The organism is Klebsiella sp. 2680 (genome assembly GCF_900198535.1).
Lineage (GTDB): Bacteria > Pseudomonadota > Gammaproteobacteria > Enterobacterales > Enterobacteriaceae > Klebsiella > Klebsiella indica.
Genome location: NZ_FZNJ01000001.1, coordinates 316,720 through 341,043, shown reverse-complemented (window position 1 = coordinate 341,043; position 24,324 = coordinate 316,720). Strand labels below are relative to the sequence as shown.

The window sequence follows — 24,324 nt, the reverse complement described above, 5'->3', positions numbered from 1 at the left end:
CCTTGCTGTGTGTCACAAAGATTACTCACTTCTGGGTACAATTTATGTGATCTAAATCAATAATTGTCAAAGCTGATACCTTTCAGCAGGCCGATTTTTGACCTTTTTGATCAAGAGTAATGATTTATTATGCTAATTAAATGAATAAATAGTATTAAGATCTATCCCGTCAGGACGATGTCGCCTGCCATTTTGCCCCGCAAGGTAAGCGAATAATTGTCACGTACAATGTCTACGCTTCGCGCTGTACGCGTTATCTGTATCCGGAGGATGGCTACGCGAATTACGCCAGGCAGGCCCGCGCTAAATATATAAATAAAACAATGTCCGAGCTTTATTGTGACTTTATGCATAATTTAGATGAATTATGCTATTAAAAGGCGTATCTTCTCGCGGATATTTCATGCTGGTAACTGGAAACAGCCATTTTTAATGATGCTGCGGAGTTCATTGTGATTCAACCGTTGTTTGATTTTTCAGCTTATTTTAAATTTTTCATTGGCTTATTTGCGCTGGTAAACCCGGTTGGCATTATTCCGGTCTTCATTAGTATGACCAGTTACCAGACGGCGGCGGCACGTAACAAAACCAATCTGACAGCTAACCTCTCTGTGGCCATTATTCTGTTGACCTCGCTGTTTCTCGGCGACGCGATTTTGCAGGTCTTCGGCATTTCCATTGATTCCTTTCGTATTGCCGGTGGGATTCTGGTCGTCACTATTGCCATGTCTATGATTAGCGGCAAACTTGGTGAGGATAAACAGAACAAACAAGAAAAATCAGAAACGGCAATTCGCGAGAGTATTGGCGTAGTACCGTTAGCATTGCCTCTGATGGCAGGGCCTGGCGCCATCAGCTCAACTATTGTCTGGGGAACGCGTTATCATACTATCGCTCATTTTTTGGGGTTTTCGATTGCCATTGCGCTTTTTGCGCTGTGCTGCTGGGGGATTTTTCGGATGGCGCCCTGGCTGGTGCGTTTGCTCGGGCAAACGGGGATTAACGTGATTACCCGTATTATGGGGTTGCTGCTGATGGCGTTAGGGATCGAATTTATTGTCACCGGGATAAAGGCGTTGTTTCCCGGACTGGTGAATTAACTCGCGCCTCCAGGCGCGGGAACATCGTTCAGTATTTGCTCATCATGTGAAAAACATATTACAAAGCCTGATTTGCCGGTCTGAGATATTATTTTGCAATGATTTGATATTCTTATTTATTATCAATTAGTTATATTTATTTGGCGTATAATCCTGTCCCGTTACGCACATTAAACAGCGTTATTTTCTTCACATCATTCTCTGATACTTGCCGTCAGTTAATTGAAATGATATTAGTAATTTCGCTAATGAAGTAGATGAATGTGCTAAATAATGAGCGATTGTTAATGCTTTGTGTAAAAAATATCCTTTTTAGCGACATTTAGTATAAAAAATAAGCATCTTATTGTATCTATATGATAAATATCGATTTATATCTCTGTTGTTTGCCCGACGAGTTGGCGGTTTTATCCACGGGAAGACGACAAAAGAGAATTCGGTAACATATTTGCAAATTCCATTGGCGGACAATAACGGGTTTTGATACTTTCCGCCGTGATCGTTAACTGAACTGATATGAGAATGAGAATTTTTATTAAATAGATCATTGCAAATTAACATTACCCCGGACAGGGGAAGAATCGACGTTAAGGTTGCCATTTGAGCTGCCGTAATAAATAAGTCGGTGATAGCAAGCAGTACTCTCTGACAGCAGCATAAACTCCTGCACTGTTCAGAATCCAGAAAGAGAAAACAGGCTGGTTAAATAGCCAGTAATTATAATGAGTGGAGTAATAACACAATGACCATCATCACGAAAAAAAGCCTGGTAGCCGCAGCGGTCTTCTCTGCGTTAATTACCGCCAACGCTGCCATGGCAGCAGATGTGCCAGCAGGGGTTCAACTGGCGGAACAACAAACGCTGGTGCGTAACAATGGCTCGGAAGTTCAGTCCCTTGACCCGCACAAAATTGAAGGTGTGCCGGAGTCTAATATTAGCCGTGATTTATTCGAAGGATTATTGGTGAGTGACCTTGATGGTCATCCGGTCGCAGGCGTTGCGGAAAAATGGGAAAATAAGGATTTTAAAGTCTGGACCTTCCATCTACGTAAAGATGCGAAGTGGTCAGATGGTTCACCGGTAACCGCGCAAGATTTCGTTTATAGCTGGCAGCGTCTGGTCGATCCGAAAACCGCTTCGCCTTATGCAAGCTATCTGCAGTATGGTCATGTGGCCAACGTTGATGACATTATCAGCGGCAAAAAACCGATTACTGATCTGGGCGTAAAAGCGCTGGACGATCACACTTTTCAAGTGACGCTCAGCGAGCCGGTACCATACTTTTATAAACTTCTGGTTCACTCGTCTCTTTCACCCGTACCGAAATCCGTTATTGATAAATTTGGTGAGAAGTGGACTCAACCGGCCAATATTGTCAGTAACGGCGCATATAAATTAAAAGATTGGGTGGTTAACGAACGTATTGTGCTGGTGCGTAATACGAATTACTGGAATAACGCCAAAACCGTTATTAATCAGGTCACTTATCTGCCGATCTCTTCAGAAGTCACCGACGTCAACCGCTATCGCAGCGGTGAAATCGATATGACCTATAACAACATGCCGATTGAATTGTTCCAGAAACTGAAAAAAGAGATCCCGAAAGAAGTTCACGTCGATCCCTATCTGTGCACCTATTACTATGAAATTAACAACCAGAAAGCGCCGTTTACCGATGTTCGCGTACGTACCGCGCTGAAACTGGCGCTGGATCGCGACATTATTGTCAACAAAGTGAAAAACCAGGGCGATCTGCCGGCCTATAGCTACACGCCTCCTTACACTGACGGTATGAAACTGATTAAGCCGGAGTGGTTCAAGTGGTCACAGGAAAAACGTAACGAAGAAGCAAAAAAATTACTGGCTGAAGCCGGTTATACCGCCAGTAAACCGCTGACGTTCAACTTACTCTATAACACTTCCGATCTGCATAAAAAACTGGCGATCGCCGTGGCGTCTATCTGGAAGAAAAACATTGGCGCAAATGTGAAGCTGGAGAATCAGGAATGGAAAACCTTCCTTGATAATCGCCACCAGGGAACCTTTGATGTTGCGCGCGCTGGCTGGTGTGCGGACTACAATGAACCGACTTCTTTCCTCAATACCATGTTAAGCGACAGCTCAAACAATACCTCACACTATAAGAGCCCGGCCTTCGACAAAATTATTGCTGAAACCCTGCAAACCAACGATGAAGCACAACGCGCAGATCTCTATGCCAGGGCTGAGCAACAGCTGGATAAAGACTCTGTCATCGTACCGGTCTTTTATTACGTTAACGCTCGCCTGGTTAAGCCGTGGGTAGGGGGGTATACCGGCAAAGATCCGCTGGATAATACGTATACAAGAAACATGTACATTGTGAAGCACTAATGGCAATACGTGGGGGGGGTATTTTTGCCCGCCCCGCGGTGTCTTATTTGATCGCACTATTGAAGGCACACTCGCCAGAAGGTATGGGCAATGTTGAAATTTATCTTACGTCGCTGTCTTGAAGCGATTCCGACGCTTTTTATTCTAATTACAATCTCGTTCTTCATGATGCGTCTCGCACCGGGTAGTCCGTTTACCGGTGAACGCACGTTACCGCCGGAAGTGATGGCGAATATTGAAGCAAAATATCATTTAAACGACCCTATCATGACCCAGTACTTCAATTATCTGAAGCAACTGGCGCATGGCGATTTCGGTCCTTCGTTTAAATATAAAGATTATTCGGTAAACGATCTGGTCGCTGCCAGTTTCCCGGTATCGGCTAAGTTAGGCTTCGCCGCGTTTGCTCTGGCGGTTCTGCTTGGCGTCACTGCCGGGGTTATTGCCGCCCTGAAGCAAAATACGAAATGGGATTTTGCTGTGATGGGCATCGCGATGACCGGGGTGGTGATACCCAGTTTTGTAGTCGCGCCGTTATTGGTAATGATATTCGCTATTACGCTGCACTGGCTGCCGGGCGGCGGCTGGAACGGGGGAGCCATACAATATATGATCCTGCCGATGGTCGCGCTTTCACTGGCCTATATTGCCAGCATCGCACGTATCACCCGCGGCTCCATGATTGAGGTTCTGCACTCTAACTTTATTCGTACCGCACGGGCGAAAGGCTTGCCGATGCGCACGATCGTCTTGCGCCACGCATTAAAGCCTGCGCTACTGCCGGTGCTTTCTTATATGGGACCCGCCTTCGTCGGCATTATTACCGGCTCGATGGTTATCGAAACCATTTATGGCCTGCCGGGAATCGGTCAACTGTTCGTCAACGGCGCGCTGAACCGCGATTACTCGCTGGTACTCAGCCTGACCATTCTGGTTGGCGCATTGACCATTCTGTTTAACGCGATCGTTGATGTGCTGTATGCCGTTATCGATCCGAAAATTCGTTACTGACGCTGGGGTTCGCCATAATGTTAAGTAAGAAAAACAGCGAGGCGCTGGAAAACTTCAGTGAAAAACTGGAAGTCGAGGGACGTAGCCTCTGGCAGGATGCTCGCCGCCGCTTTATGCATAACCGCGCAGCAGTCGCCAGCCTGATTGTGCTGGTGCTCATTGCGTTGTTTGTCATCATTGCGCCGATGGTATCGCCATTTTCCTATTACGATACCGACTGGGGCATGATGTCCAGTGCGCCTGATATCGCATCGGGCCACTACTTTGGCACCGATTCGTCCGGCCGCGACCTGCTGGTGCGGGTGGCGATCGGTGGACGTATTTCATTAATGGTCGGCGTTGCTGCTGCGCTGGTGGCGGTAATTCTGGGGACGCTGTACGGTTCGCTTTCCGGTTATCTGGGCGGGAAAGTGGATTCGGTGATGATGCGCCTGCTGGAAATCCTCAACTCCTTCCCGTTTATGTTCTTCGTTATTTTGCTGGTGACCTTCTTTGGCCAGAATATCCTGCTGATTTTCGTCGCCATTGGTATGGTGTCCTGGCTGGATATGGCGCGTATCGTTCGCGGCCAGACCCTGAGCCTGAAGCGCAAAGAGTTTATTGAAGCCGCGCAGGTTGGCGGGGTGTCAACGGGCAATATTGTGATCCGCCATATTGTACCTAACGTTCTTGGCGTGGTGGTGGTGTATGCCTCGTTGCTGGTTCCGAGCATGATTCTGTTTGAGTCATTTTTAAGCTTCCTCGGTCTGGGTACTCAGGAACCGCTAAGTAGCTGGGGCGCTCTGCTCAGCGATGGTGCGAACTCAATGGAAGTCTCGCCGTGGCTGCTACTGTTTCCTGCCGGTTTCCTGGTGGTAACGTTGTTTTGTTTTAACTTTATCGGCGATGGCCTGCGTGATGCCCTCGACCCGAAAGACCGCTAAGGAGCGCCGTCATGAGCACGATTGAAACGGCAAAAACGCCGCAGGCAGCATCACATTCCGGGCTGCTGCTGGATGTGAAAGATCTGCGCGTCACCTTTGGCACGCCCGATGGCGATGTGACCGCAGTCAACGACCTCAACTTTACGCTGCAAGCTGGGGAAACCTTAGGCATTGTCGGCGAGTCTGGTTCCGGTAAGTCGCAAACGGCTTTTGCGCTGATGGGACTGCTGGCGGCAAACGGTCGCATCGGCGGTTCAGCAACCTTTAACGGCGAGCAGATCCTGAATCTTCCTGAGCACGAACTGAATAAACTGCGCGCGAAGCAGATTTCAATGATTTTCCAGGATCCGATGACATCACTCAATCCGTATATGCGGGTCGGCGAACAGTTGATGGAAGTCCTGATGCTGCATAACGCGATGAGCAAAGCCGAAGCATTTGAAGAGTCGGTGAAAATGCTGGATGCGGTAAAAATGCCGGAGGCGCGCAAACGGATGAAAATGTATCCGCATGAATTCTCCGGTGGGATGCGTCAGCGCGTCATGATCGCGATGGCGCTGTTGTGTCGGCCTAAACTGCTGATTGCGGATGAACCGACAACCGCGCTGGACGTGACCGTACAGGCGCAAATAATGACGCTTCTGAATGAGCTTAAGCACGAGTTCAATACCGCAATCATCATGATTACCCACGATCTCGGCGTTGTTGCCGGGATCTGCGACAAGGTACTGGTGATGTATGCCGGACGAACTATGGAATATGGTCTGGCGCGAGACGTCTTTTATCACCCGTCGCATCCATACTCTATTGGTCTGCTCAATGCGGTTCCGCGACTGGATGCGGAAGGCGATGCCTTGTTAACGATTCCGGGCAACCCGCCAAACCTGCTGCGTTTACCGAAGGGCTGCCCGTTCCAGCCGCGTTGCCCGCATGCGACGGAGATTTGTAATAACGCTCCGCCTCTGGAGGCGTTTGCACCAGGCCGCTTGCGTGCCTGCTTTCAACCGGTGGGGGATTTGCTATGAACGCCGTGACGGAACAAAGAAAAGTCCTGCTCGAAATTGCCGATCTGAAAGTGCATTTTGATATTAAAGACGGCAAACAGTGGTTCTGGCAACCGTCGAAAACGCTGAAAGCGGTCGATGGTGTCACCCTGCGCCTTTATGAAGGTGAAACGCTCGGCGTCGTCGGGGAGTCTGGCTGTGGGAAATCAACCTTTGCGCGGGCGATTATTGGTCTTGTAAAGGCTACTGGCGGCAAAGTCGCCTGGCTGGGTAAAGATTTATTGGGATTAAAAGCGGAAGAATTACGTGCTGTGCGCAGCGATATTCAGATGATATTCCAGGATCCGCTGGCGTCATTGAATCCGCGTATGACGATCGGGGAAATTATTGCCGAGCCGTTGCGTACCTACCATCCCAGAATGCCACGTCAGGAAGTTCGTGATCGCGTTAAAGCGATGATGATGAAAGTGGGTTTGCTACCGAACCTGATTAACCGCTATCCGCACGAATTTTCTGGTGGCCAGTGCCAGCGTATCGGTATTGCACGTGCCCTGATCCTTGAGCCGAAGTTGATTATCTGCGATGAACCGGTTTCGGCGCTGGATGTATCGATTCAGGCACAGGTGGTGAACCTGTTGCAGCAGTTGCAGCGGGAGATGGGATTATCGCTGATTTTTATTGCCCATGATCTGGCGGTGGTCAAGCATATCTCTGACCGGGTACTGGTCATGTATCTGGGGCATGCTGTAGAACTGGGAACCTACGACGAGGTGTACCATAATCCACTGCATCCTTATACAAAAGCGTTAATGTCGGCAGTGCCGGTTCCGGACCCGGATATCGAAAGGAATAAAACGATTCAACTGCTGGAAGGAGAATTGCCCTCGCCGATAAACCCGCCATCGGGATGCGTATTTCGTACGCGTTGTCCACTGGCCGGACCGGAGTGCGCAAAAACGCGACCGGTTCTGGAGGGAAGTTTCCGACACGCCGTTTCCTGCCTGAAGGTAGACCCGCTATAATCTCCGGGGCTGGCGTGAGTCAGCCCTTTTCTTTTGCGAGGTGAACGTGGCGTTGAACATCTGTACCGCTCGTCTGCGGCTGTATCATCTACTCTTCGATCAAAATCGGCGTTCCGGCCGGCATTTTGAGGGGTTATGCGGTGTTTTTGCACTGCTTAGCGTGCTGGTGATATTTATCGAGTCCGGACTGGGGACGCAATATCATCTGACGTCAGATGAATGGCATATTTTCGTCTGGCTTGAGATTATCGTTACTGTGGTTTTTACCCTTGAATATCTGCTGCGCCTGATCACTTGGCCGAATCCAGTGAAATATGTTTGCAGCTTCTGGGGAATAATTGATTTAGCGACGATTTTGCCGCTGTACGTTATGTGGCTATGGCCAGAGATTAGTCTTGAATATGTTTTTGCGTGGCGGGCGATGCGCGCGATTCGTGCGTTGCGTATTCTTAAACTACTGCGTTTTATGCCGTCGTTGAATATTTTCTGGGCCGCGATTGTTAGTGCTCGTCATCAACTGATCCTGTTTTACTCATTTATTGCCATCGTAATGGTGATTTTTGGTGCGCTGATGTACCTGATTGAGGGACCGCAGTACGGTTTTACTACACTAAATGCGTCAGTTTATTGGGCGATTGTGACAATAACCACGGTGGGGTATGGCGATATTACGCCGCATACGCCGCTGGGGCGCATTCTGGCCTCAATACTTATTTTAATTGGCTACTCGATTATTGCGATTCCGACCGGCCTGATTACAACGCATATGACACTGGCGTTTCAGAATCGTCGAACTCAGCGTCGGTGTTCGAATTGCCAGCATAATATGCACGATAAAAGCGCGCGTTACTGTAACGCCTGCGGAAGTGAACTGCCGAAGTAGACAGGCAAACCAGCATATCTACGTGAACGACCTGCTGCAGGTGGAGGGCTGGGGGTGGTTTCACTCACCCCCACGCATTATATATGGCTACTGGCTGGTGAAAGAACGTATTCGCGCCAGTTTATTCGCGCCATAGAATATGGCAAAGCTTGTGGTTTTTTTCGCGGCACAGCAGCACCCGGGCAAAAATATCGTTAATCTCGCCACCATCTTCATCTGCCAGCCCAATAACCACTTCAGCAAAAAAGTCAGGATTGAGATCAAAATCAACGTGTTCTTCCCAGTCGGGTGCCGGGTCAAACAGTTCAGCGCCGCCGCGTTCTTCAAACTGTAAATTAAACAGAATGACATCTGCCGGATCGAGGTTGTCGACAGCCAGCTCAAGGAAGATGTCGTAAGCCTGTTCAAGTGTTTCGTCTTCGGTCAGGCGGTTGTTTAAATCCATATCCATGATTGCTACCCAATAAACATCTGATTGGCATGTTTTACAGTAACGGACTGAAGAAGTAAAACAGTCGCTCGGCGATCCGCTGCCAGAGAGGACGTTTTAACCACAATCTGGCGTCAAGCAGGCGCGAGCGGGAGATATAATCGTCCTGTACCGCGGCCAGGTCGCCACCAAACCCGACATCATCAATCACCAGCGTAATTTCGAAGTTAAGCCACAGGCTACGCATATCAAGGTTAACGGTTCCAACCAGACTGAGCTCGCCGTCAACCAGCACACTTTTGGTATGCAACAGGCCGCCTTCAAATTGATAGATTTTCACGCCGGCAGCCAGCAGTTCGGTAAAGAAGGCGCGGCTGGCCCAACCCACAAGCAACGAATCGTTCTTACGCGGCAAAATGATGCTGACATCAACGCCGCGTTGGGCTGCGGTGCAGATGGCATGCAGCAGATCGTCGCTGGGCACAAAGTAGGGGGTTGTCATGATCAAGTGCTCTTTAGCCGCATAAGCGGCGGTGAGCAGTGCCTGGTGGATCAAGTCTTCAGGGAAGCCGGGCCCTGAGGCGATGGTGTGAATAGTATGCCCGCTGGCCTCTTCGAACGGCATGATATTAACATCTGGCGGCGGCGGTAAAATGCGCTTTCCGGTTTCAATTTCCCAGTCGCAGGAATAGACAATTCCCATGGCTGTCGCTACCGGGCCTTCCATTCTCGCCATCAGATCAATCCACTGGCCGACGCCGGAGTCCTGTTTAAAGAAGCGTGGATCAACCAGATTCATACTGCCGGTATAGGCAATATAATTGTCGATCATAACCATCTTGCGATGCTGACGCAGATCCATACGACGCAGAAAGACACGCATCAGATTAACTTTCAGCGCCTCAACAACGTCGATTCCCGCATTACGCATCATAGCGGCCCAGGGACTGCGGAAAAAGGCAACGCTCCCGGCAGAGTCGAGCATTAACCGGCAGTGTACGCCGCGTCTTGCCGCCGCCATTAATGACTCCGCGACTTTATCGGCCATACCGCCAGGCTGCCAGATATAGAACACCATCTCAATATTGTGACGCGCGAGCTGAATGTCGCGAATTAAGGCCTGCATGACATCATCGGATTCGGTGAGTAGCTGGAGCTGATTGCCCTTAACACCAGCAATTCCCTGGCGGTGTTCGCAGAGCTTAAATAATGATTCGGCGACCGGGCTATTCTCATCAGCAAAGATATGTTTACAGGCTTTGAGATCCTTTAACCATTTCGCCGTCGACGGCCACATTGCGCTTGCGCGTTCGGCCCGGCGCTTGCCCAGATGCAGTTCGCCAAACGACAGATAAGCAATAATCCCCACCAGAGGTAGAATATAGATGATAAGTAGCCACGCCATTGCTGACGGGACTGCGCGTCTTTTCATTAATATACGTAATGTTACACCAGCGATCAGTAGCCAGTATCCGAGTATGACCAGCCAGTTAACCACCGTGTAAAAGGTTGTCATAGATGAAAAATCCTTTTGAATGACTTTATGTCATGAGTTTACGCATCAGCATCCATCTGGCAAATAAAAACGCAGCGAAAGCGTTGGTCACCCGGATTCATGGGTCTATAATGCAGGCTGTTTTTCACTCGTAGAGTAGTAGCAATGAAGCGTAGTAGAACGGAAGTAGGGCGCTGGCGCATGCTAAGACAGGTGAGTCGCCGTAAAACACGCTGGCTGGAAGGCCAATCGCGCCGGAATATGCGTATCCTCGCCATCAGAAAAGAGCTGGTTAAACGGCAGCGTCACTCTTTGCTGTTCACCTTCTCTGAGTTTTGAAAGGCGAAACAAAAGGCACCGCTTGCGGTGCCTGCATCGGTAGATTATTGACCAGATAATGGTCAGAAAGGCCCTGACTGAAAATGGGCCTTACTGTATTACCGAGGACCGGGTCCTTGGGAGTGACCGCCGCCAGGTCCTCCTGGAGGGAGAATACACCCGGAAAGCGACACCGCTCCGCAAAGCACAAAAACTAACAGCACAATTTTTTTCATAAAAACTCCTTAATCAGGGATATTAATTCCAAATCATAAATGTGAATATTTTATGGAGAAGCCATAATTATCTCGCGTCAGGTGCATCTAATAGGACTAATCCGTGATAAAACTGACCGGGAAAGGCACCAGCAACGATAACCAGGGTAATCGCGGGGCGGGCTGCAAAACTCAGGAATGGATTTAGAGTGGCCGGGAATTTCTGACTGGCGCTTTTGCGCTGACAGACAGCCTCATGGTCGACAGGCCGGGTCGTCAATCCGTCGGGACAGAGTGCTAAACTCGCGTGACATAATCACAACATGATGCGGCACGATGCTTGCCCGGTGATGTGCGTCAGAAAAAGAAGTGGGCGCAGTGTGACATGTATCTAAACGCGCCCTTCCAATTGCATGCGTAGATGAAATCTGCGCCAGGTCTCTGATCGTTATTGTTTTCCTGGATTATCAAAATACCTTTTTGTAAGGCTTAACAGAGACTTTCTGATAAACACCGGCGGCGATATACGGGTCGTCATTGGCCCAGGATTGCGCCGCCTCCAGTGATTCAAACTCCGCGATCACGGTTGAACCGGTAAAGCCAGCCGCACCGGGCTCATTACTGTCTACAGCAGGCATTGGGCCGGCGGTCAGCAAACGCCCCTCATCATGTAACAGTTGCAAACGCGCCAGGTGGGCGGGGCGTACCGATGTTCTTTTTTCCAGAGAGTCGGCAATATCTTCAGCGTAGATAACGTAAAGCACGGCATGGCTCCTTATCAATAAATTGGCGAGTTACGTTAAGTTAAACCGGCGTTGACTGCAATGCAAAGATACGCGTATGCCTCAGAATGCCATGTTCTGGGGATTTTTTCAGAAAAGCGGGCAAATTTTAACGCAAGTTAGCAACCCTGGTTGAATATGATTACTATTTGCATTTAAAATCGGAACATCATTTTTCAACAGAAACAATTATGAGCGCAATGACCTTTGATTTACCTCGTCGCTTTCCGTGGCCCACGCTACTGTCCGTGGCTATCCATGGCGGTGTTGTCGCGGCGTTGCTTTATACATCGGTACATCAGGTTATTGAACGGCCTTCGCCATCACAGCCTATCGAGATTACGATGGTGGCTCCGGCAGATCTGGAGCCGCCCGCGGCCGCCCAGCCGGTAGTTGAACCCGTTGTGGAGCCAGAACCTGAACCCGAACCCGAAGTGATGCCGGAACCGCCTAAAGAGGCGCCGGTTGTTATCCATAAACCCAAGCCGAAACCAAAGCCAAAACCGAAACCGAAACCGAAACCGGAAAAAAAGGTCGAACAGCCTAAGCGTGATGTGAAGCCTGCGGAAACCCGTTCGGCCTCGCCCTTTGAGAGCCAAAATACGGCACCTGCGCGTACTGCGCCGAGTACGTCTACAGCGGCGGCGAAGCCCACCGTAACGGCGCCAACCGGCCCTCAGGCATTACGCCGGGGTAAACCTGTATACCCTCCGCGCGCTCAGGCACTGCGTATCGAGGGATCGGTGAGGGTTAAGTTTGATGTTACGGCAGATGGTCGCGTGGATAACGTGCAGATCCTTTCCGCTCAACCCGCCAATATGTTTGAACGTGAAGTGAAAAACGCTTTACGTAAATGGCGTTATCAAGCGGGTAAACCGGGTACCGGAATCACCATGACCATTCAGTTCCGTCTCAAAGGCGTGGACATGAATTAATGGTGTGAAATCAGGCCACCCTCAGGAAATAAGGGAGGCCTGTCAACCTGTACTAATAAATCATTTGCTGATCCTTGAGACGTGGTGACATGTCTGGCAAGCAGGCTGAGAGATCACATTGAGCAGGTACACAATCAGCAACCGCAAACGCTGGGCCTCTTTTTGTTGACCGTTCACCCCCGGTGTGACACAGGGCGCGGCGTTACGGCGCCTTCTCCATCAATACCTCATCCAGCGCTTTCTGTGCGGTCACCAGATGTTGCCCGCCAAACAGAATCGCGCGATTCAGCAAGGTATAGAGCTGATAAAGGGGTTGACGTTCAAGGAACCCGGACGGCAGTGGTGAAACGGATTGGTAGCCATCATAAATTTGGGCCGGCTGTTCAGGATGTAGCGGCAGCATTGCCAGATCGCACTCTCTATCCCCCCAATAGCAGGCTGGATCGAAAATATAAGGCCCGTTTGGCCCGAGCGCGCAGTTACCGGACCATAAATCACCGTGGAGCAATGATGGCTGAGGTTGATGATTACTCAGCCGCTGTTGGACGGCGTTGACGAGGCTATCAATATTGCCAAAACGTAGGCCTTTTTCGGCAGCCAGTTCCAGTTGCCAGCCGATACGCTGCTCGGCGAAGAAGGTGGACCAGCGGCGCTGCCAGGCATTTGGTTGGGGAGTGGTGGAAAGGTGGTTATCGAAATCCAGGCCAAACTGGGGTTGATCGCTCCATTGATGTAAACGTGCAATTTGCTGGCCTAACAGGAAAGCGTTATGCGCATCCAGAGGGCGAGGCGGGAGATATTCCATGACCAGGAAACTGTAATCCCGATCGCTGCCAACAGCAAAAACCTGGGGCACATTAACGGTTTTACTGCGCGACAAGAGCTCGAGTTGATCGGCCTCGGCGGTAAATATGGGCAAAAGCTCCCGTTCGTCGCATTTTACGAAGTAATCCCGCCCGCCGAAGCGTAAATGCCAGGCTGCGTGAATCTCCCCCCCTGGTAGTTCACTGCGCAGTTCGATTTCAGCTGCTTCGCTGTGCCAGTCGCGTAACAAATTGCTGATAGCTTGCCACATGCTGTCTCTCCCCATGTTTTCCAACATTTCATAAGGTTAGCGCATAATCCGAGTGTAAAATTCGAACTGACGCACAACTGAACGTTTTCTGTTGCGCTAATCGCACTTATTGATCTTGTACCCACGCTAAACGTGAAAGCAGGCCAAAAGCATTGATCCCGGATATGTGAAGATTTTCGTCATCTTCATATAAGGCAACGTTAGTCTGGAGAAAAATACGACGACTTATCCTGCCAATGTAATGATTATTTATATCCGTGAACAGTGGCGAAATACGTAATAATTGTGCTCCTTACTTTTAGCACGGTGTTATCCATGGATTTTTTAGCATAGACCATCGTGATGATTTGGCGACTCCCGCCGACGTGACAGCGGGAATCAAGAGACTAACGACCGCGCAGGTAGTCGTAGATTTTTTGCGTATTTTCCAGCGAGCAAAGTCGGGTACCCTGATTTATTGTTGCGGCGCTCCCCGCTGCAACACCAAAGCGAACCATATCTTCGAGCGAGGCGTTTTCCGCCAGCCGTAAGGTCATTGCGCCGACCATACTGTCCCCGGCGCCGACGGTACTCTGGCTTTTCATTGGCGGCGGTACGACCTGGACGCAGCCGTCCGCATCAACGCCTAAAGCCCCCTGCGGACCCAGTGAAACGACGACCCGATGGGCTTTTCCCGAGTCGATTAACTGTTGTGCGGCCTTGCGCACATCATCAGGCTGGCTGAGATCGCGTTGCACAAGGGCGCTAAGTTCTTTCTGATTCGGTTTTACCAGTTCAATATTGCCGACTTCAAGGGCCGCGGCGAGCGCCTCACCGGAGCTATCCACAATGCAGCGCAAGCCATGCTGTTGCGCATTTTTGACTAACTGCCGCAGGTTATCGACGCTAATCCCTGGGGGCAGGCTCCCGCTGATGACTAACAGTGAGCCGGGCGTGAGCATGAGAACTTTTTCCTCAAGCAGATGGAACTCCTCCTTAGTTAATGCTGCGCCCGGCATCACGAAACGATACTGCTCACCGCTGGCGTTGACATGTACATGAAGATTCTGCCGTGTCCAGTCTGCCGCTTCTACCGTGTCCACCGGGACATGCTCACCCATCAGCAGTGTCGTCAGGTGTTCACCGGTGGCGCCGCCGACCGGGAAGATCGCGGTAGCGCTGCCGCCAAGAAAGGTAATCGCCCGCGCGACATTAATGCCGCCACCGCCAGGCTCAAACACAGGGGCGCTACAGCGTAACTTGCCTTCAGGATACATTTGCGGTGTTTGCGTAGCGCTGTCGAGAGAGGGGGCGAGCGTGAGCGTATAGATTTTGGTCATCCGATTTCCTCCATAATACGGGACTGCCACACTGTTTTTAAACCATAGCCGTCAACAGGGGCGAGAGAAGTCAATGTTAAGGATATGCATAAACGTTGCTGTTTTTATCTTTATGAACGAAAAATTGTTTTGAGAAGCGTCTTATACAAAAAATGAAATAGTAATTGATTGCTAAGTTAATCGTGCTTTTTTATAATTTACTCCCTTTCTTAGGGTCGACAATCAACGATCCTCGCGAAAGTTTCCGGGACCTTTCGAGTCTCCTTTTATGTGTACGGACTTTAAATTAAATGAAGCTTTTAAAGACAGTACCCGCAGCAGTCATGCTGGCGGGAGGGCTTTTTGCGTCTGCATGCGCAATCGCCGATGATTCCGTTTTTACTGTCATGGATGACCCTTCCACAGCCAAAAAACCTTTCGAAGGTACTGTTAATGCCGGCTATCTGGCGCAGTCCGGCAATACGAAAAGTTCCTCGATGACCGCGGACTCCACTTTGACCTGGTATGGTGGCACCACTGCATGGTCGTTGTGGGGGAATGCCAGCAATACCTCTTCAAACGATGAGCGTTCTTCAGAAAAGTACGCGGTTGGTGGGCGTAGTCGTTATAATCTGACTGACCAGAATTATCTTTTTGGTCAGGCAAGCTGGCTGACGGATCGTTATAACGGTTATCAGCAACGTGATGTGCTCACCGCAGGTTATGGTCGACAGGTTCTGAATGGCCCGATTTATAGTTTGCGTGTTGAATTTGGTCCTGGCGTACGTTATGACGAGTATACCGATGGCGATGACAAAACCCGGCCGCTGGGCTACGCATCAGGAACATGGGCGTGGCAGATGACGGATAACACCAAATTTACGCAGGGTGTCTCGGTATTCGGATCTGACGATACGACGCTGAACTCAGAAAGCGCATTAAACGTTGCTATCAATGCACATTTTGCTCTCAAAGTGGCCTATAACCTGACGTGGAACTCTCAGCCTCCTTCTTCAGCTCCGGAACATACTGACCGGCGCACGACAGTGTCGCTTGGATATAAAATGTAGTATTTTCAGGCCGGATTTTCCGGCCTGATCGTTTTAACATATAGCAATGTATAGTGTTATTATTTCTGGTCTCTTGTTTTGTCTTTTATAAAAAGAACGGGCCTGTATGCATTCCACGTAATCATTTTTTGCTAACCAATGCAGAGTTAATTTGACACAAAAAGACAACTATTTCCTCGGACAAAAATGTGATTTGGATCTATACTGGACAACAGTGGAGAAGCGGATTTTTCCATGTTATTACCTGTAATAAATAAGAGAATAACTATCATGAGAAATAGCAAAATCGCACTGGCGGCAACAATGTTGTGCATGATATCTTTCGGCGCATTCGCTGCCACCCCGTTGCCCCAACCGGATGACAATCACCATACGCCAATCGGTATCGCTAAAGCCACCGATGTTGAAGCGGGCTCCAATATTGCGCCGGGTTCGCAATCAACCGGTCAGTCAATGAATGATGCATTTGATGTGCATAAGCTTGTAGCGGGTGAATGGTCCTGATATTCGACGGTAATCTGTTTTATATTTGCGTATTTTTTCTGGCGATAAGCAGGTTAAAGATGTAGCCGCAGGCTTTTCGCATTTTTAATGTCAGATATTTATAGTGTCTATTGCTATTTTTTTTGCGATTGGGATTGTGTGCTATTATTCTCTTTATGGCGCAATGTTAACATAATTATCCAGCAATTTTTATTTCTCAATCAATAATAGCTATTGATACTCTAAATGATTCGAGTTTCAGAACAAAACGGTTAACCGTTTTGGACCCGCACTTGCGCGGGCCCTGCCTGTCGCGGGCCGGGGATGGGGCGAGTATTGCCAACGCACCGCAGCTTGAAATATGACGGGGATGACCTCACGTGACTTTAATCACACAGTAATGATGTGTAAACTAACCGTTGGTGTTATCAACGAGCGGCTGCAGGTGGGTGCGAATCGGGAAACGGTCGCAAACATACTTTCGCAGAGTGAAGCGGGAACTGGGTCTGAACTTGTTGATAATTATGATTATATTGTTTTGTATGTGCTCTTTCGTGTGGGGCACCACTGCAAATAAGGACATGAAATGCCTGTAATTACGCTTCCTGATGGCAGCCAACGCCATTTTGATCATGCTGTGAGCCCGATGGATGTTGCTCTGGATATCGGTCCGGGTCTGGCGAAAGCCACGATTGCTGGCCGTGTCAACGGCGAGCTGGTTGACGCCTGTGATCCCATTGAAAACGACGCAACGTTATCTATCATCACCGCTAAAGATGAAGATGGTCTTGAGATTATTCGTCACTCCTGCGCACACCTTTTGGGGCATGCGATTAAACAGCTGTGGCCAAATACCAGGATGGCGATCGGTCCGGTTGTCGACAATGGTTTCTATTATGATGTCGATCTGGACCATACCCTGACCCAGGAAGATATCGATGCGCTCGAAAAACGTATGCACGAGCTCGCCGAGAAAAACTATGATGTCATCAAGAAGAAAGTCAGCTGGCACGAAGCGCGTGAAACCTTTGTGAATCGCGGTGAGAGCTATAAAGTCTCTATTCTTGATGAAAATATTGCGCATGATGACAAACCTGGTTTGTATCATCACGAAGAATATATCGACATGTGCCGCGGGCCGCACGTGCCGAATATGCGTTTCTGTCATCATTTCAAATTAATGAAGACCGCGGGAGCGTACTGGCGCGGCGACAGCAACAATAAAATGCTGCAGCGTATCTACGGCACCGCCTGGGCAGATAAAAAATCGCTGAACGCCTATCTGCAGCGTCTTGAAGAAGCTGCAAAGCGTGATCACCGTAAAATCGGTAAGCAGCTTGACCTGTATCATATGCAGGAAGAGGCCCCGGGCATGGTGTTCTGGCACAATGACGGCTGGACTATCTTCCGTGAACTGGAAACGTTCGTGCGTTCTAAGCTGAAAGAGTACCAGTATCAGGAAGTTAAAGGCCCGTTTATGATGGACCGTGTGCTATGGGAAAAAACCGGCCACTGGGACAACTATAAAGATGCGATGTTCACCACGTCTTCTGAGAACCGTGAATATTGCATCAAGCCGATGAACTGTCCGGGGCACGTACAGATTTTCAACCAGGGGCTGAAATCCTACCGCGATCTGCCATTGCGTATGGCTGAATTCGGGAGTTGCCATCGTAACGAGCCGTCAGGCGCGCTGCATGGTCTGATGCGCGTACGTGGCTTTACTCAGGATGATGCGCATATCTTCTGTACGGAAGATCAGGTGCGTGATGAAGTGAACGCCTGTATTCGTATGGTCTACGATATGTACAGTACCTTTGGCTTCGATAAGATCGTCGTCAAACTGTCAACGCGTCCGGAAAAACGTATCGGTAGCGATGAAACATGGGATCGCGCTGAAGCGGATCTGGCGGTGGCGCTGGAAGAAAATAACATCCCGTTTGAATATCAACTGGGTGAGGGCGCATTTTATGGTCCGAAAATTGAATTTACGCTGTATGATTGCCTCGATCGTGCCTGGCAGTGCGGTACTGTACAGCTGGACTTCTCCCTGCCGCAGCGTTTAAGCGCCTCTTATGTTGGTGAAAATAATGAACGACAGGTTCCTGTAATGATTCACCGCGCTATTCTTGGTTCTCTGGAGCGTTTTATCGGCATCCTGACCGAAGAATTTGCGGGCTTCTTCCCAAGCTGGCTTGCGCCAGTCCAGGTCGTGGTCATGAATATTACGGATTCTCAGGCTGAATACGTTAACGAATTGACGCGTAAACTACAAAATGCGGGCATTCGCGTAAAAGCGGACTTGAGAAATGAGAAGATAGGCTTTAAAATCCGCGAGCATACTTTACGTCGTGTCCCGTATATGTTGGTCTGTGGCGACAAAGAAGTCGAAGCCGGCAAAGTGGCCGTGCGCACACGTCGCGGGAAAGACCTCGGCAGCATGGACGTAAATGAAATGATTGAGAAGCTGCAACAAGAAATTCGCAGCCGCAGTCTTCAACAACTGGAGGAATAAGGTATTAAAGGCGGAAAACGAGTTCAAACGGCACGTCCGAATCGTATTAATGGCGAGATTCGCGCCCAGGAAGTTCGCTTAACAGGTCTGGAAGGTGAGCAACTGGGTATTGTGAGTCTGAGAGAAGCTATCGAAAAGGCTGAAGAGGCTGGAGTAGACTTAGTTGAAATCAGCCCTAACGCCGAACCGCCAGTTTGTCGTATAATGGACTACGGCAAGTTCCTTTATGAAAAGAGTAAGTCTTCCAAGGAACAGAAGAAAAAGCAAAAAGTTATTCAGGTTAAGGAAATCAAATTCCGACCTGGCACCGATGATGGCGATTACCAGGTAAAACTCCGCAGCCTGGTTCGCTTTCTGGAAGATGGCGATAAGGCCAAAATCACACTGCGTTTTCGTGGTCGTGAAATGGCCCACCAACAGATCGGTATGGAAGTGCTTAACCGCGTCCGTGACGATCTGAGTGAACTGGCAGTAGTCGAATCCTTCCCCACGAAGATCGAAGGCCGCCAGATGATCATGGTGCTCGCTCCTAAGAAGAAACAGTAAGGCCTTCAAGTAGCAATACCCGTGGTGCCTGTTGTGGGTTCCGCGGGCGTTGTTCGCCTCAGTTTCGTTAATTAACAATGCGAAGTGGAAGTTATTAAAATGCCAAAAATTAAGACCGTACGCGGTGCTGCTAAGCGCTTCAAAAAAACCGGTAAAGGTGGTTTTAAGCATAAGCACGCTAACCTGCGTCATATTCTGACTAAAAAAGCTACTAAGCGTAAACGTCATCTGCGTCCGAAAGCCATGGTATCCAAAGGCGATCTGGGCCTGGTCATCGCGTGCCTGCCGTACGCATAAGTCGTTAACCCTTTTAACTTTTTAATTAGAATAGATACAGGAGAGCACATATGGCTCGCGTAAAACGTGGTGTAGTTGCCCGTGCACGTCACAAGAAAATTTTGAAACAAGCTAAAGGCTACTACGGTGCGCGTTCTCGCGTATACCGCGTTGCCTTCCAGGCTGTTATCAAAGCAGGTCAGTATGCTTACCGTGACCGTCGTCAACGTAAGCGTCAGTTCCGTCAACTGTGGATTGCGCGTATCAACGCAGCAGCACGTCAGAACGGTATTTCTTACAGCAAATTCATCAACGGCCTGAAAAAAGCCTCTGTTGAAATCGACCGTAAGATCCTGGCTGATATCGCCGTGTTCGACAAATTAGCGTTCTCCGCGCTGGTCGAAAAAGCGAAAGCAGCACTGGCATAAGCCAGTTGAAAGAGGGGGCTAGTCTCCCTCTTTTCGTTTCAGGAGTAGCAATACATTGACTTTTATAACCGTAAGCCTTTCAATACGGCCTTACGTTTCTTACCAGACAAGGTAACGCAAGCATGAATGCTGCTATTTTCCGTTTCTTTTTTTACTCTAGCACCTGAACGCAGGAGGCTAGCGCGTGAAAGAAGAAACGGAAAACAGCGCCCTGAAGCCTCCCAAGTGGAGGCTTTTTTTTACTCGTCGTATTCCAGGTTGCAAATGCGTTGCTGGCGATCGTTCACCCCGATCATGTGGTTATTATGTCAATGTCCGGGGGCGCACTCCTTCGCCGCTTGCCTGCAACTCGAACGACAGAGTAATGGTGTACAGCACAGATAAATTTAGTCCAACGAACCGGTGTCTGCACCGACACAATGAGGAAAACCATGTCACATCTCGCAGAGCTGGTTGCCAGTGCGAAGGCAGCCATTAACGAGGCATCAGATGTTGCTACGCTGGATAATGTCCGCGTGGAATACCTGGGGAAGAAAGGGCAGTTAACCCTTCAGATGACAACCCTGCGTGAGCTGCCTGCTGAAGAGCGTCCGGCAGCCGGTGCGGTTATCAACGAAGCCAAAGAGCAGGTTCAGCAGGCGCTAAATGCGCGTAAAGCTGAGCTCGAAAGCGCGGCGCTCAATGCCCGTCTGGCCGCTGAGACTATCGATATCTCTCTGCCAGGACGTCGTATCGAAAACGGCGGTCTGCATCCGGTTACCCGTACCATCGACCGCATTGAAAGTTTCTTCGGTGAGCTTGGCTTTACCGTTGCGACCGGCCCGGAAATTGAAGATGATTACCACAACTTCGATGCCTTAAACATTCCCGGTCACCATCCGGCACGCGCTGACCACGACACTTTCTGGTTTGATGCCACCCGCCTTCTGCGCACGCAGACATCAGGCGTGCAGATTCGCACCATGGCTAACCAACAGCCGCCGATCCGCATTATTGCGCCTGGCCGCGTGTATCGTAACGACTACGATCAAACTCACACCCCAATGTTCCACCAAATGGAAGGACTGATCGTTGATACGAATATCAGCTTCACCAACCTGAAGGGAACGCTGCACGATTTTTTGCGTAACTTCTTTGAAGAAGATCTGCAAATTCGTTTTCGTCCGTCCTATTTCCCGTTTACTGAACCGTCTGCCGAAGTGGATGTCATGGGTAAAAATGGTAAATGGCTGGAAGTGCTCGGCTGCGGCATGGTGCATCCGAATGTACTACGCAATGTCGGTATTGATCCAGAAATCTACTCTGGCTTTGCTTTCGGCATGGGCATGGAGCGGTTGACGATGCTGCGCTACGGCGTAACCGACTTACGCGCATTCTTCGAAAACGATCTGCGTTTCCTCAAACAGTTTAAATAAGGGCAGGACAGAACAATGAAATTCAGTGAACTGTGGTTACGCGAGTGGGTGAACCCGGCTATCGATAGCGCAGCGCTTGCAGAACAGATAACCATGGCCGGGCTCGAAGTGGATGGCGTAGAGCCCGTAGCGGGAAGCTTTAATGGCGTTGTTGTGGGGGAGGTGGTTGAATGCGCGCAGCACCCCAATGCCGATAAACTGCGGGTAACGAAAATCAACATCGGTGGCGAACGTCTGCTGGACATCGTTTGCGGCGCGCCAAACTGCCGTCAGGGCCTGAAGGTCGCCGTTGCGACCATTGGCGCGGTTCTGCCGGGCGATTTCAAAATTAAAGCAGCTAAACTACGCGGTGAGCCGTCAGAAGGAATGCTGTGCTCGTTCTCCGAACTGGGGATTTCCGACGACCATAGCGGCATCATCGAGTTGCCTGCCGATGCGCCGCTGGGGACCGACATCCGCGAATACCTGAAGCTGGACGATAACGCCATCGAAATCAGCGTGACGCCGAACCGCGCGGACTGTCTGGGGATTATCGGCGTGGCACGCGATGTGGCGGTACTTAACAAAGCACCGCTGAATATGCCAGAAATCACGCCGGTTGCGGCGACCATTGATGATGTTCTGCCCATTCAGGTTGAAGCCACGGATGCATGTCCGCGCTATCTGGGCCGCGTAGTAAAAGGTATTAATGTCAGCGCGCCGACGCCGCTGTGGATGAAAGAGAAACTGCGCCGTTGTGGTATCCGCTCTATTGACGCAGTGGTTGATGTGACCAACTATGTGCTGCTCGAACTGGGTCAGCCGATGCATGCATTCGACAAAGATCGCATTGAAGGCGGGATTGTCGTACGTATGGCGCATGCAGGAGAAACCCTGGTGCTGCTGGACGGTTCCAAGGCGACGCTGGATACCGACACCCTGGTTATTGCTGACCATCAGAAAGCGCTGGCAATGGGCGGGATCTTCGGCGGTGAGCATTCCGGTGTGAATGGGGAAACGCAAAACGTTCTGCTGGAATGTGCTTTCTTTAGCCCACTGTCTATTACCGGTCGTGCGCGTCGCCACGGTCTGCATACGGATGCTTCCCACCGCTATGAACGCGGTGTGGACCCGGCGTTGCAGTACAAAGCAATGGAGCGCGCCACCCGTTTGTTGATCGATATTTGCGGTGGTGAAGCCGGTCCGGTTATCGACGTTACAAATGAGGCGACGCTGCCTGAACGGGCGCGCATTACATTGCGCCGTAGCAAGCTGGATCGTCTGATCGGGCATCACATTTCGGATGAGCTGGTGGGTGATATTCTGCGCCGTCTTGGCTGTGAAGTGGCAGAAGGTCAGGATGAGTGGAAAGCGGTTGCGCCGAGCTGGCGTTTCGACATGGAGATTGAAGAAGACCTGGTCGAAGAAGTGGCGCGCGTGTATGGCTACAATAACATTCCTGACAAGCCGATTCAGGCAGGTTTAATCATGGGTAGCCATCGTGAAGCCAGCTTGTCGCTGAAACGTGTGAAAACCATGCTTAATGACAAAGGTTATCAGGAAGTGATCACCTATAGCTTTGTCGATCCGAAGGTTCAGCAACTGTTACATCCGGGGGAAGAGGCGCTGATTCTACCAAGCCCGATCTCCATAGAGATGTCGGCCATGCGTCTTTCACTGTGGACCGGTCTGTTGTCAACCGTGGTCTATAACCAGAACCGGCAGCAGAATCGTGTGCGCATCTTCGAAACCGGTCTGCGTTTTGTGCCGGATACCCAGGCATATCTGGGTATTCGTCAGGATCTGATGCTGGCGGGCGTCATTTGCGGCAACCGCTATGAAGAACACTGGAATCTGGCGAAAGAGACCGTTGATTTTTATGATCTGAAAGGCGATCTGGAGGCGGTGCTGGAACTCACCGGTAAACTGGCCGACATTCAGTTCAGGGCGGAAGCGAATCCGGCACTGCATCCAGGCCAGTCGGCAGCGATTTATCTGAAAGGTGAACGCATTGGTTTTATTGGGGTTGTTCATCCCGAACTGGAACGTAAACTGGATCTGAACGGTCGCACTTTGGTATTTGAACTGGAGTGGAACAAGCTTGCAGACCGCGTGGTGCCTCAGGCGCGCGAGATTTCTCGCTTCCCGGCTAACCGTCGTGACATCGCTGTTGTTGTGGCGGAAAATGTGCCGGCAGCCGATGTTTTAGCCGAGTGTAAGAAAGTTGGCGTAAATCAGGTAGTTGGCGTAAACTTATTTGACGTGTACCGCGGTAAAGGTGTGGCGGAAGGCTTTAAGAGTCTTGCGATTAGCCTAATCCTCCAGGATACCAGCCGTACACTCGAAGAAGAGGAGATTGCCGCTACCGTCGCCAAATGTGTAGAGGCATTGAAAGAGCGATTCCAGGCATCATTGAGGGATTGAACCTATGGCGCTTACAAAAGCTGAAATGTCAGAATATCTGTTTGATAAGCTTGGGCTTAGCAAGCGGGATGCTAAAGAGCTGGTAGAGTTGTTTTTCGAAGAGGTCCGTCGCGCTCTGGAAAACGGTGAGCAGGTAAAACTCTCCGGGTTCGGCAACTTCGATTTGCGTGATAAGAACCAACGCCCGGGTCGTAATCCGAAAACGGGAGAGGATATTCCAATCACAGCCCGGCGAGTTGTGACGTTCAGACCCGGTCAGAAGCTAAAAAGCCGTGTCGAAAATGCGTCACCCAGAGACAAATAATCTGAACTAACCAAAAAGG

General features: G+C 50.0%; 24 protein-coding genes and 1 other annotated feature. Of the genes, 19 read left to right on the top strand and 5 right to left on the bottom strand.

Features of this window, described 5'->3' with window-relative positions; translation table 11 throughout:
• Positions 1-452: 452 nt before the first annotated feature.
• The 7 genes from FN037_RS01755 (at position 453) to FN037_RS01725 (ending at position 8,317) form a co-directional block, all read left to right on the top strand.
• The gene (locus FN037_RS01755) at positions 453-1,100 is read left to right on the top strand and encodes a YchE family NAAT transporter (protein ID WP_138360355.1); all 648 of its coding nucleotides are present in this window, start codon (positions 453-455) and stop codon (positions 1,098-1,100) included.
• Between the two features lie 742 nt (positions 1,101-1,842).
• A complete protein-coding gene (oppA, locus tag FN037_RS01750) occupies positions 1,843-3,474 on the top strand; it encodes an oligopeptide ABC transporter substrate-binding protein OppA (RefSeq protein ID WP_138360357.1) in 1,632 nt (543 codons plus the stop codon).
• A gap of 90 nt (positions 3,475-3,564) precedes the next feature.
• A complete protein-coding gene (gene oppB, locus FN037_RS01745) occupies positions 3,565-4,485 on the top strand; it encodes an oligopeptide ABC transporter permease OppB (RefSeq protein WP_138360358.1) in 921 nt (306 codons plus the stop codon).
• 14 nt (positions 4,486-4,499) lie between these two features.
• Positions 4,500-5,408: an oligopeptide ABC transporter permease OppC gene (gene oppC, locus FN037_RS01740; protein WP_138360359.1), complete on the top strand. Its 909-nt coding sequence runs from the start codon at positions 4,500-4,502 to the stop codon at positions 5,406-5,408.
• Positions 5,409-5,419: 11 nt separating this feature from the next.
• Entirely contained in the window at positions 5,420-6,433 is a 1,014-nt protein-coding gene (locus tag FN037_RS01735) for an ABC transporter ATP-binding protein (RefSeq protein ID WP_138360360.1), read from the top strand.
• Positions 6,430-7,434 carry a murein tripeptide/oligopeptide ABC transporter ATP-binding protein OppF gene (gene oppF, locus FN037_RS01730; RefSeq protein ID WP_138360361.1) on the top strand — a complete coding sequence of 335 codons (1,005 nt, stop codon included), beginning with the start codon at positions 6,430-6,432 and terminating at the stop codon, positions 7,432-7,434. The genes FN037_RS01735 and oppF overlap by 4 nt, the downstream gene beginning before the upstream one ends.
• A gap of 58 nt (positions 7,435-7,492) precedes the next feature.
• Positions 7,493-8,317 (top strand): ion transporter, encoded by an 825-nt coding sequence (locus FN037_RS01725; protein WP_395034199.1) that lies wholly within the window; start codon positions 7,493-7,495, stop codon positions 8,315-8,317.
• 121 nt (positions 8,318-8,438) lie between these two features.
• On the opposite strand, the gene FN037_RS01720 is transcribed toward FN037_RS01725, so the two are convergent.
• Positions 8,439-8,768 (bottom strand): HI1450 family dsDNA-mimic protein, encoded by a 330-nt coding sequence (locus tag FN037_RS01720; protein WP_142501429.1) that lies wholly within the window; start codon positions 8,766-8,768, stop codon positions 8,439-8,441.
• 34 nt (positions 8,769-8,802) lie between these two features.
• The gene (gene cls / locus FN037_RS01715; protein ID WP_138360364.1) at positions 8,803-10,263 is read right to left on the bottom strand and encodes a cardiolipin synthase; all 1,461 of its coding nucleotides are present in this window, start codon (positions 10,261-10,263) and stop codon (positions 8,803-8,805) included.
• A 144-nt stretch (positions 10,264-10,407) separates the two neighbouring features.
• Between cls and FN037_RS01710 the strand changes: the two genes are divergently transcribed.
• Positions 10,408-10,581, top strand: a complete 174-nt coding sequence (locus tag FN037_RS01710) for a YciY family protein (RefSeq protein WP_138360365.1) — start codon at positions 10,408-10,410, stop codon at positions 10,579-10,581.
• Between the two features lie 661 nt (positions 10,582-11,242).
• On the opposite strand, the gene FN037_RS01705 is transcribed toward FN037_RS01710, so the two are convergent.
• Complete coding sequence (locus FN037_RS01705; RefSeq protein ID WP_004103089.1) at positions 11,243-11,539, bottom strand: YciI family protein; 297 nt, start codon at positions 11,537-11,539, stop codon at positions 11,243-11,245.
• Positions 11,540-11,748: 209 nt separating this feature from the next.
• Here FN037_RS01705 and tonB point away from each other — a divergent pair, with 209 nt between their 5' ends.
• Entirely contained in the window at positions 11,749-12,492 is a 744-nt protein-coding gene (tonB, locus tag FN037_RS01700; protein ID WP_142501428.1) for a TonB system transport protein TonB, read from the top strand.
• Between the two features lie 202 nt (positions 12,493-12,694).
• On the opposite strand, the gene FN037_RS01695 is transcribed toward tonB, so the two are convergent.
• Positions 12,695-13,567, bottom strand: coding sequence for a fructosamine kinase family protein (locus FN037_RS01695; protein WP_138360367.1), 873 nt, complete (start codon positions 13,565-13,567; stop codon positions 12,695-12,697).
• A 386-nt stretch (positions 13,568-13,953) separates the two neighbouring features.
• The gene (gene pfkB, locus FN037_RS01690; RefSeq protein WP_138360368.1) at positions 13,954-14,886 is read right to left on the bottom strand and encodes a 6-phosphofructokinase II; all 933 of its coding nucleotides are present in this window, start codon (positions 14,884-14,886) and stop codon (positions 13,954-13,956) included.
• A 290-nt stretch (positions 14,887-15,176) separates the two neighbouring features.
• Here pfkB and FN037_RS01685 point away from each other — a divergent pair, with 290 nt between their 5' ends.
• The 10 genes from FN037_RS01685 (at position 15,177) to ihfA (ending at position 24,305) form a co-directional block, all read left to right on the top strand.
• Entirely contained in the window at positions 15,177-15,935 is a 759-nt protein-coding gene (locus FN037_RS01685) for a YdiY family protein (protein ID WP_138360369.1), read from the top strand.
• A gap of 270 nt (positions 15,936-16,205) precedes the next feature.
• Positions 16,206-16,439, top strand: a complete 234-nt coding sequence (locus FN037_RS01680; protein WP_138360370.1) for a hypothetical protein — start codon at positions 16,206-16,208, stop codon at positions 16,437-16,439.
• Between the two features lie 565 nt (positions 16,440-17,004).
• Positions 17,005-18,933 carry a threonine--tRNA ligase gene (gene thrS / locus FN037_RS01675; protein ID WP_138360371.1) on the top strand — a complete coding sequence of 643 codons (1,929 nt, stop codon included), beginning with the start codon at positions 17,005-17,007 and terminating at the stop codon, positions 18,931-18,933.
• Between the two features lie 3 nt (positions 18,934-18,936).
• Positions 18,937-19,479, top strand: coding sequence for a translation initiation factor IF-3 (gene infC / locus FN037_RS01670; protein WP_071845866.1), 543 nt, complete (start codon positions 18,937-18,939; stop codon positions 19,477-19,479).
• 99 nt (positions 19,480-19,578) lie between these two features.
• Complete coding sequence (gene rpmI / locus FN037_RS01665) at positions 19,579-19,776, top strand: 50S ribosomal protein L35 (RefSeq protein ID WP_001124225.1); 198 nt, start codon at positions 19,579-19,581, stop codon at positions 19,774-19,776.
• A gap of 50 nt (positions 19,777-19,826) precedes the next feature.
• On the top strand, positions 19,827-20,183 hold the full coding sequence (gene rplT, locus FN037_RS01660) for a 50S ribosomal protein L20 (RefSeq protein ID WP_138360372.1): 357 nt from the start codon (positions 19,827-19,829) through the stop codon (positions 20,181-20,183).
• A 117-nt stretch (positions 20,184-20,300) separates the two neighbouring features.
• Positions 20,301-20,425 (top strand) — a sequence feature (Phe leader region).
• The gene (pheM, locus tag FN037_RS24320; RefSeq protein WP_164081233.1) at positions 20,306-20,350 is read left to right on the top strand and encodes a pheST operon leader peptide PheM; all 45 of its coding nucleotides are present in this window, start codon (positions 20,306-20,308) and stop codon (positions 20,348-20,350) included. Its footprint overlaps the feature before it by 45 nt.
• 189 nt (positions 20,426-20,614) lie before the next feature.
• The gene (gene pheS / locus FN037_RS01645) at positions 20,615-21,598 is read left to right on the top strand and encodes a phenylalanine--tRNA ligase subunit alpha (protein ID WP_138360374.1); all 984 of its coding nucleotides are present in this window, start codon (positions 20,615-20,617) and stop codon (positions 21,596-21,598) included.
• Between the two features lie 15 nt (positions 21,599-21,613).
• The gene (pheT, locus tag FN037_RS01640) at positions 21,614-24,001 is read left to right on the top strand and encodes a phenylalanine--tRNA ligase subunit beta (protein WP_142501427.1); all 2,388 of its coding nucleotides are present in this window, start codon (positions 21,614-21,616) and stop codon (positions 23,999-24,001) included.
• Between the two features lie 4 nt (positions 24,002-24,005).
• Entirely contained in the window at positions 24,006-24,305 is a 300-nt protein-coding gene (gene ihfA / locus FN037_RS01635) for an integration host factor subunit alpha (protein WP_004102960.1), read from the top strand.
• Positions 24,306-24,324 lie beyond the last annotated feature (19 nt).

Excerpts from the sequence above, each read along its gene's own strand:
- rpmI (WP_001124225.1), top strand. The coding sequence starts at position 19,579 with ATGCCAAAAATTAAGACCGTACGCGGTGCTGCTAAGCGCTTCAAAAAA.
- ihfA (WP_004102960.1), top strand. The coding sequence starts at position 24,006 with ATGGCGCTTACAAAAGCTGAAATGTCAGAATATCTGTTTGATAAGCTT.
- tonB (WP_142501428.1), top strand. The coding sequence starts at position 11,749 with ATGAGCGCAATGACCTTTGATTTACCTCGTCGCTTTCCGTGGCCCACG.
- pheS (WP_138360374.1), top strand. The coding sequence starts at position 20,615 with ATGTCACATCTCGCAGAGCTGGTTGCCAGTGCGAAGGCAGCCATTAAC.
- oppA (WP_138360357.1), top strand. The coding sequence starts at position 1,843 with ATGACCATCATCACGAAAAAAAGCCTGGTAGCCGCAGCGGTCTTCTCT.
- FN037_RS01720 (WP_142501429.1), bottom strand. The coding sequence starts at position 8,768 with ATGGATATGGATTTAAACAACCGCCTGACCGAAGACGAAACACTTGAA.
- oppF (WP_138360361.1), top strand. The coding sequence starts at position 6,430 with ATGAACGCCGTGACGGAACAAAGAAAAGTCCTGCTCGAAATTGCCGAT.
- pfkB (WP_138360368.1), bottom strand. The coding sequence starts at position 14,886 with ATGACCAAAATCTATACGCTCACGCTCGCCCCCTCTCTCGACAGCGCT.
- FN037_RS01680 (WP_138360370.1), top strand. The coding sequence starts at position 16,206 with ATGAGAAATAGCAAAATCGCACTGGCGGCAACAATGTTGTGCATGATA.
- thrS (WP_138360371.1), top strand. The coding sequence starts at position 17,005 with ATGCCTGTAATTACGCTTCCTGATGGCAGCCAACGCCATTTTGATCAT.
- FN037_RS01695 (WP_138360367.1), bottom strand. The coding sequence starts at position 13,567 with ATGTGGCAAGCTATCAGCAATTTGTTACGCGACTGGCACAGCGAAGCA.
- rplT (WP_138360372.1), top strand. The coding sequence starts at position 19,827 with ATGGCTCGCGTAAAACGTGGTGTAGTTGCCCGTGCACGTCACAAGAAA.
- FN037_RS01710 (WP_138360365.1), top strand. The coding sequence starts at position 10,408 with ATGAAGCGTAGTAGAACGGAAGTAGGGCGCTGGCGCATGCTAAGACAG.
- FN037_RS01735 (WP_138360360.1), top strand. The coding sequence starts at position 5,420 with ATGAGCACGATTGAAACGGCAAAAACGCCGCAGGCAGCATCACATTCC.
- cls (WP_138360364.1), bottom strand. The coding sequence starts at position 10,263 with ATGACAACCTTTTACACGGTGGTTAACTGGCTGGTCATACTCGGATAC.
- oppB (WP_138360358.1), top strand. The coding sequence starts at position 3,565 with ATGTTGAAATTTATCTTACGTCGCTGTCTTGAAGCGATTCCGACGCTT.
- pheT (WP_142501427.1), top strand. The coding sequence starts at position 21,614 with ATGAAATTCAGTGAACTGTGGTTACGCGAGTGGGTGAACCCGGCTATC.
- FN037_RS01685 (WP_138360369.1), top strand. The coding sequence starts at position 15,177 with ATGAAGCTTTTAAAGACAGTACCCGCAGCAGTCATGCTGGCGGGAGGG.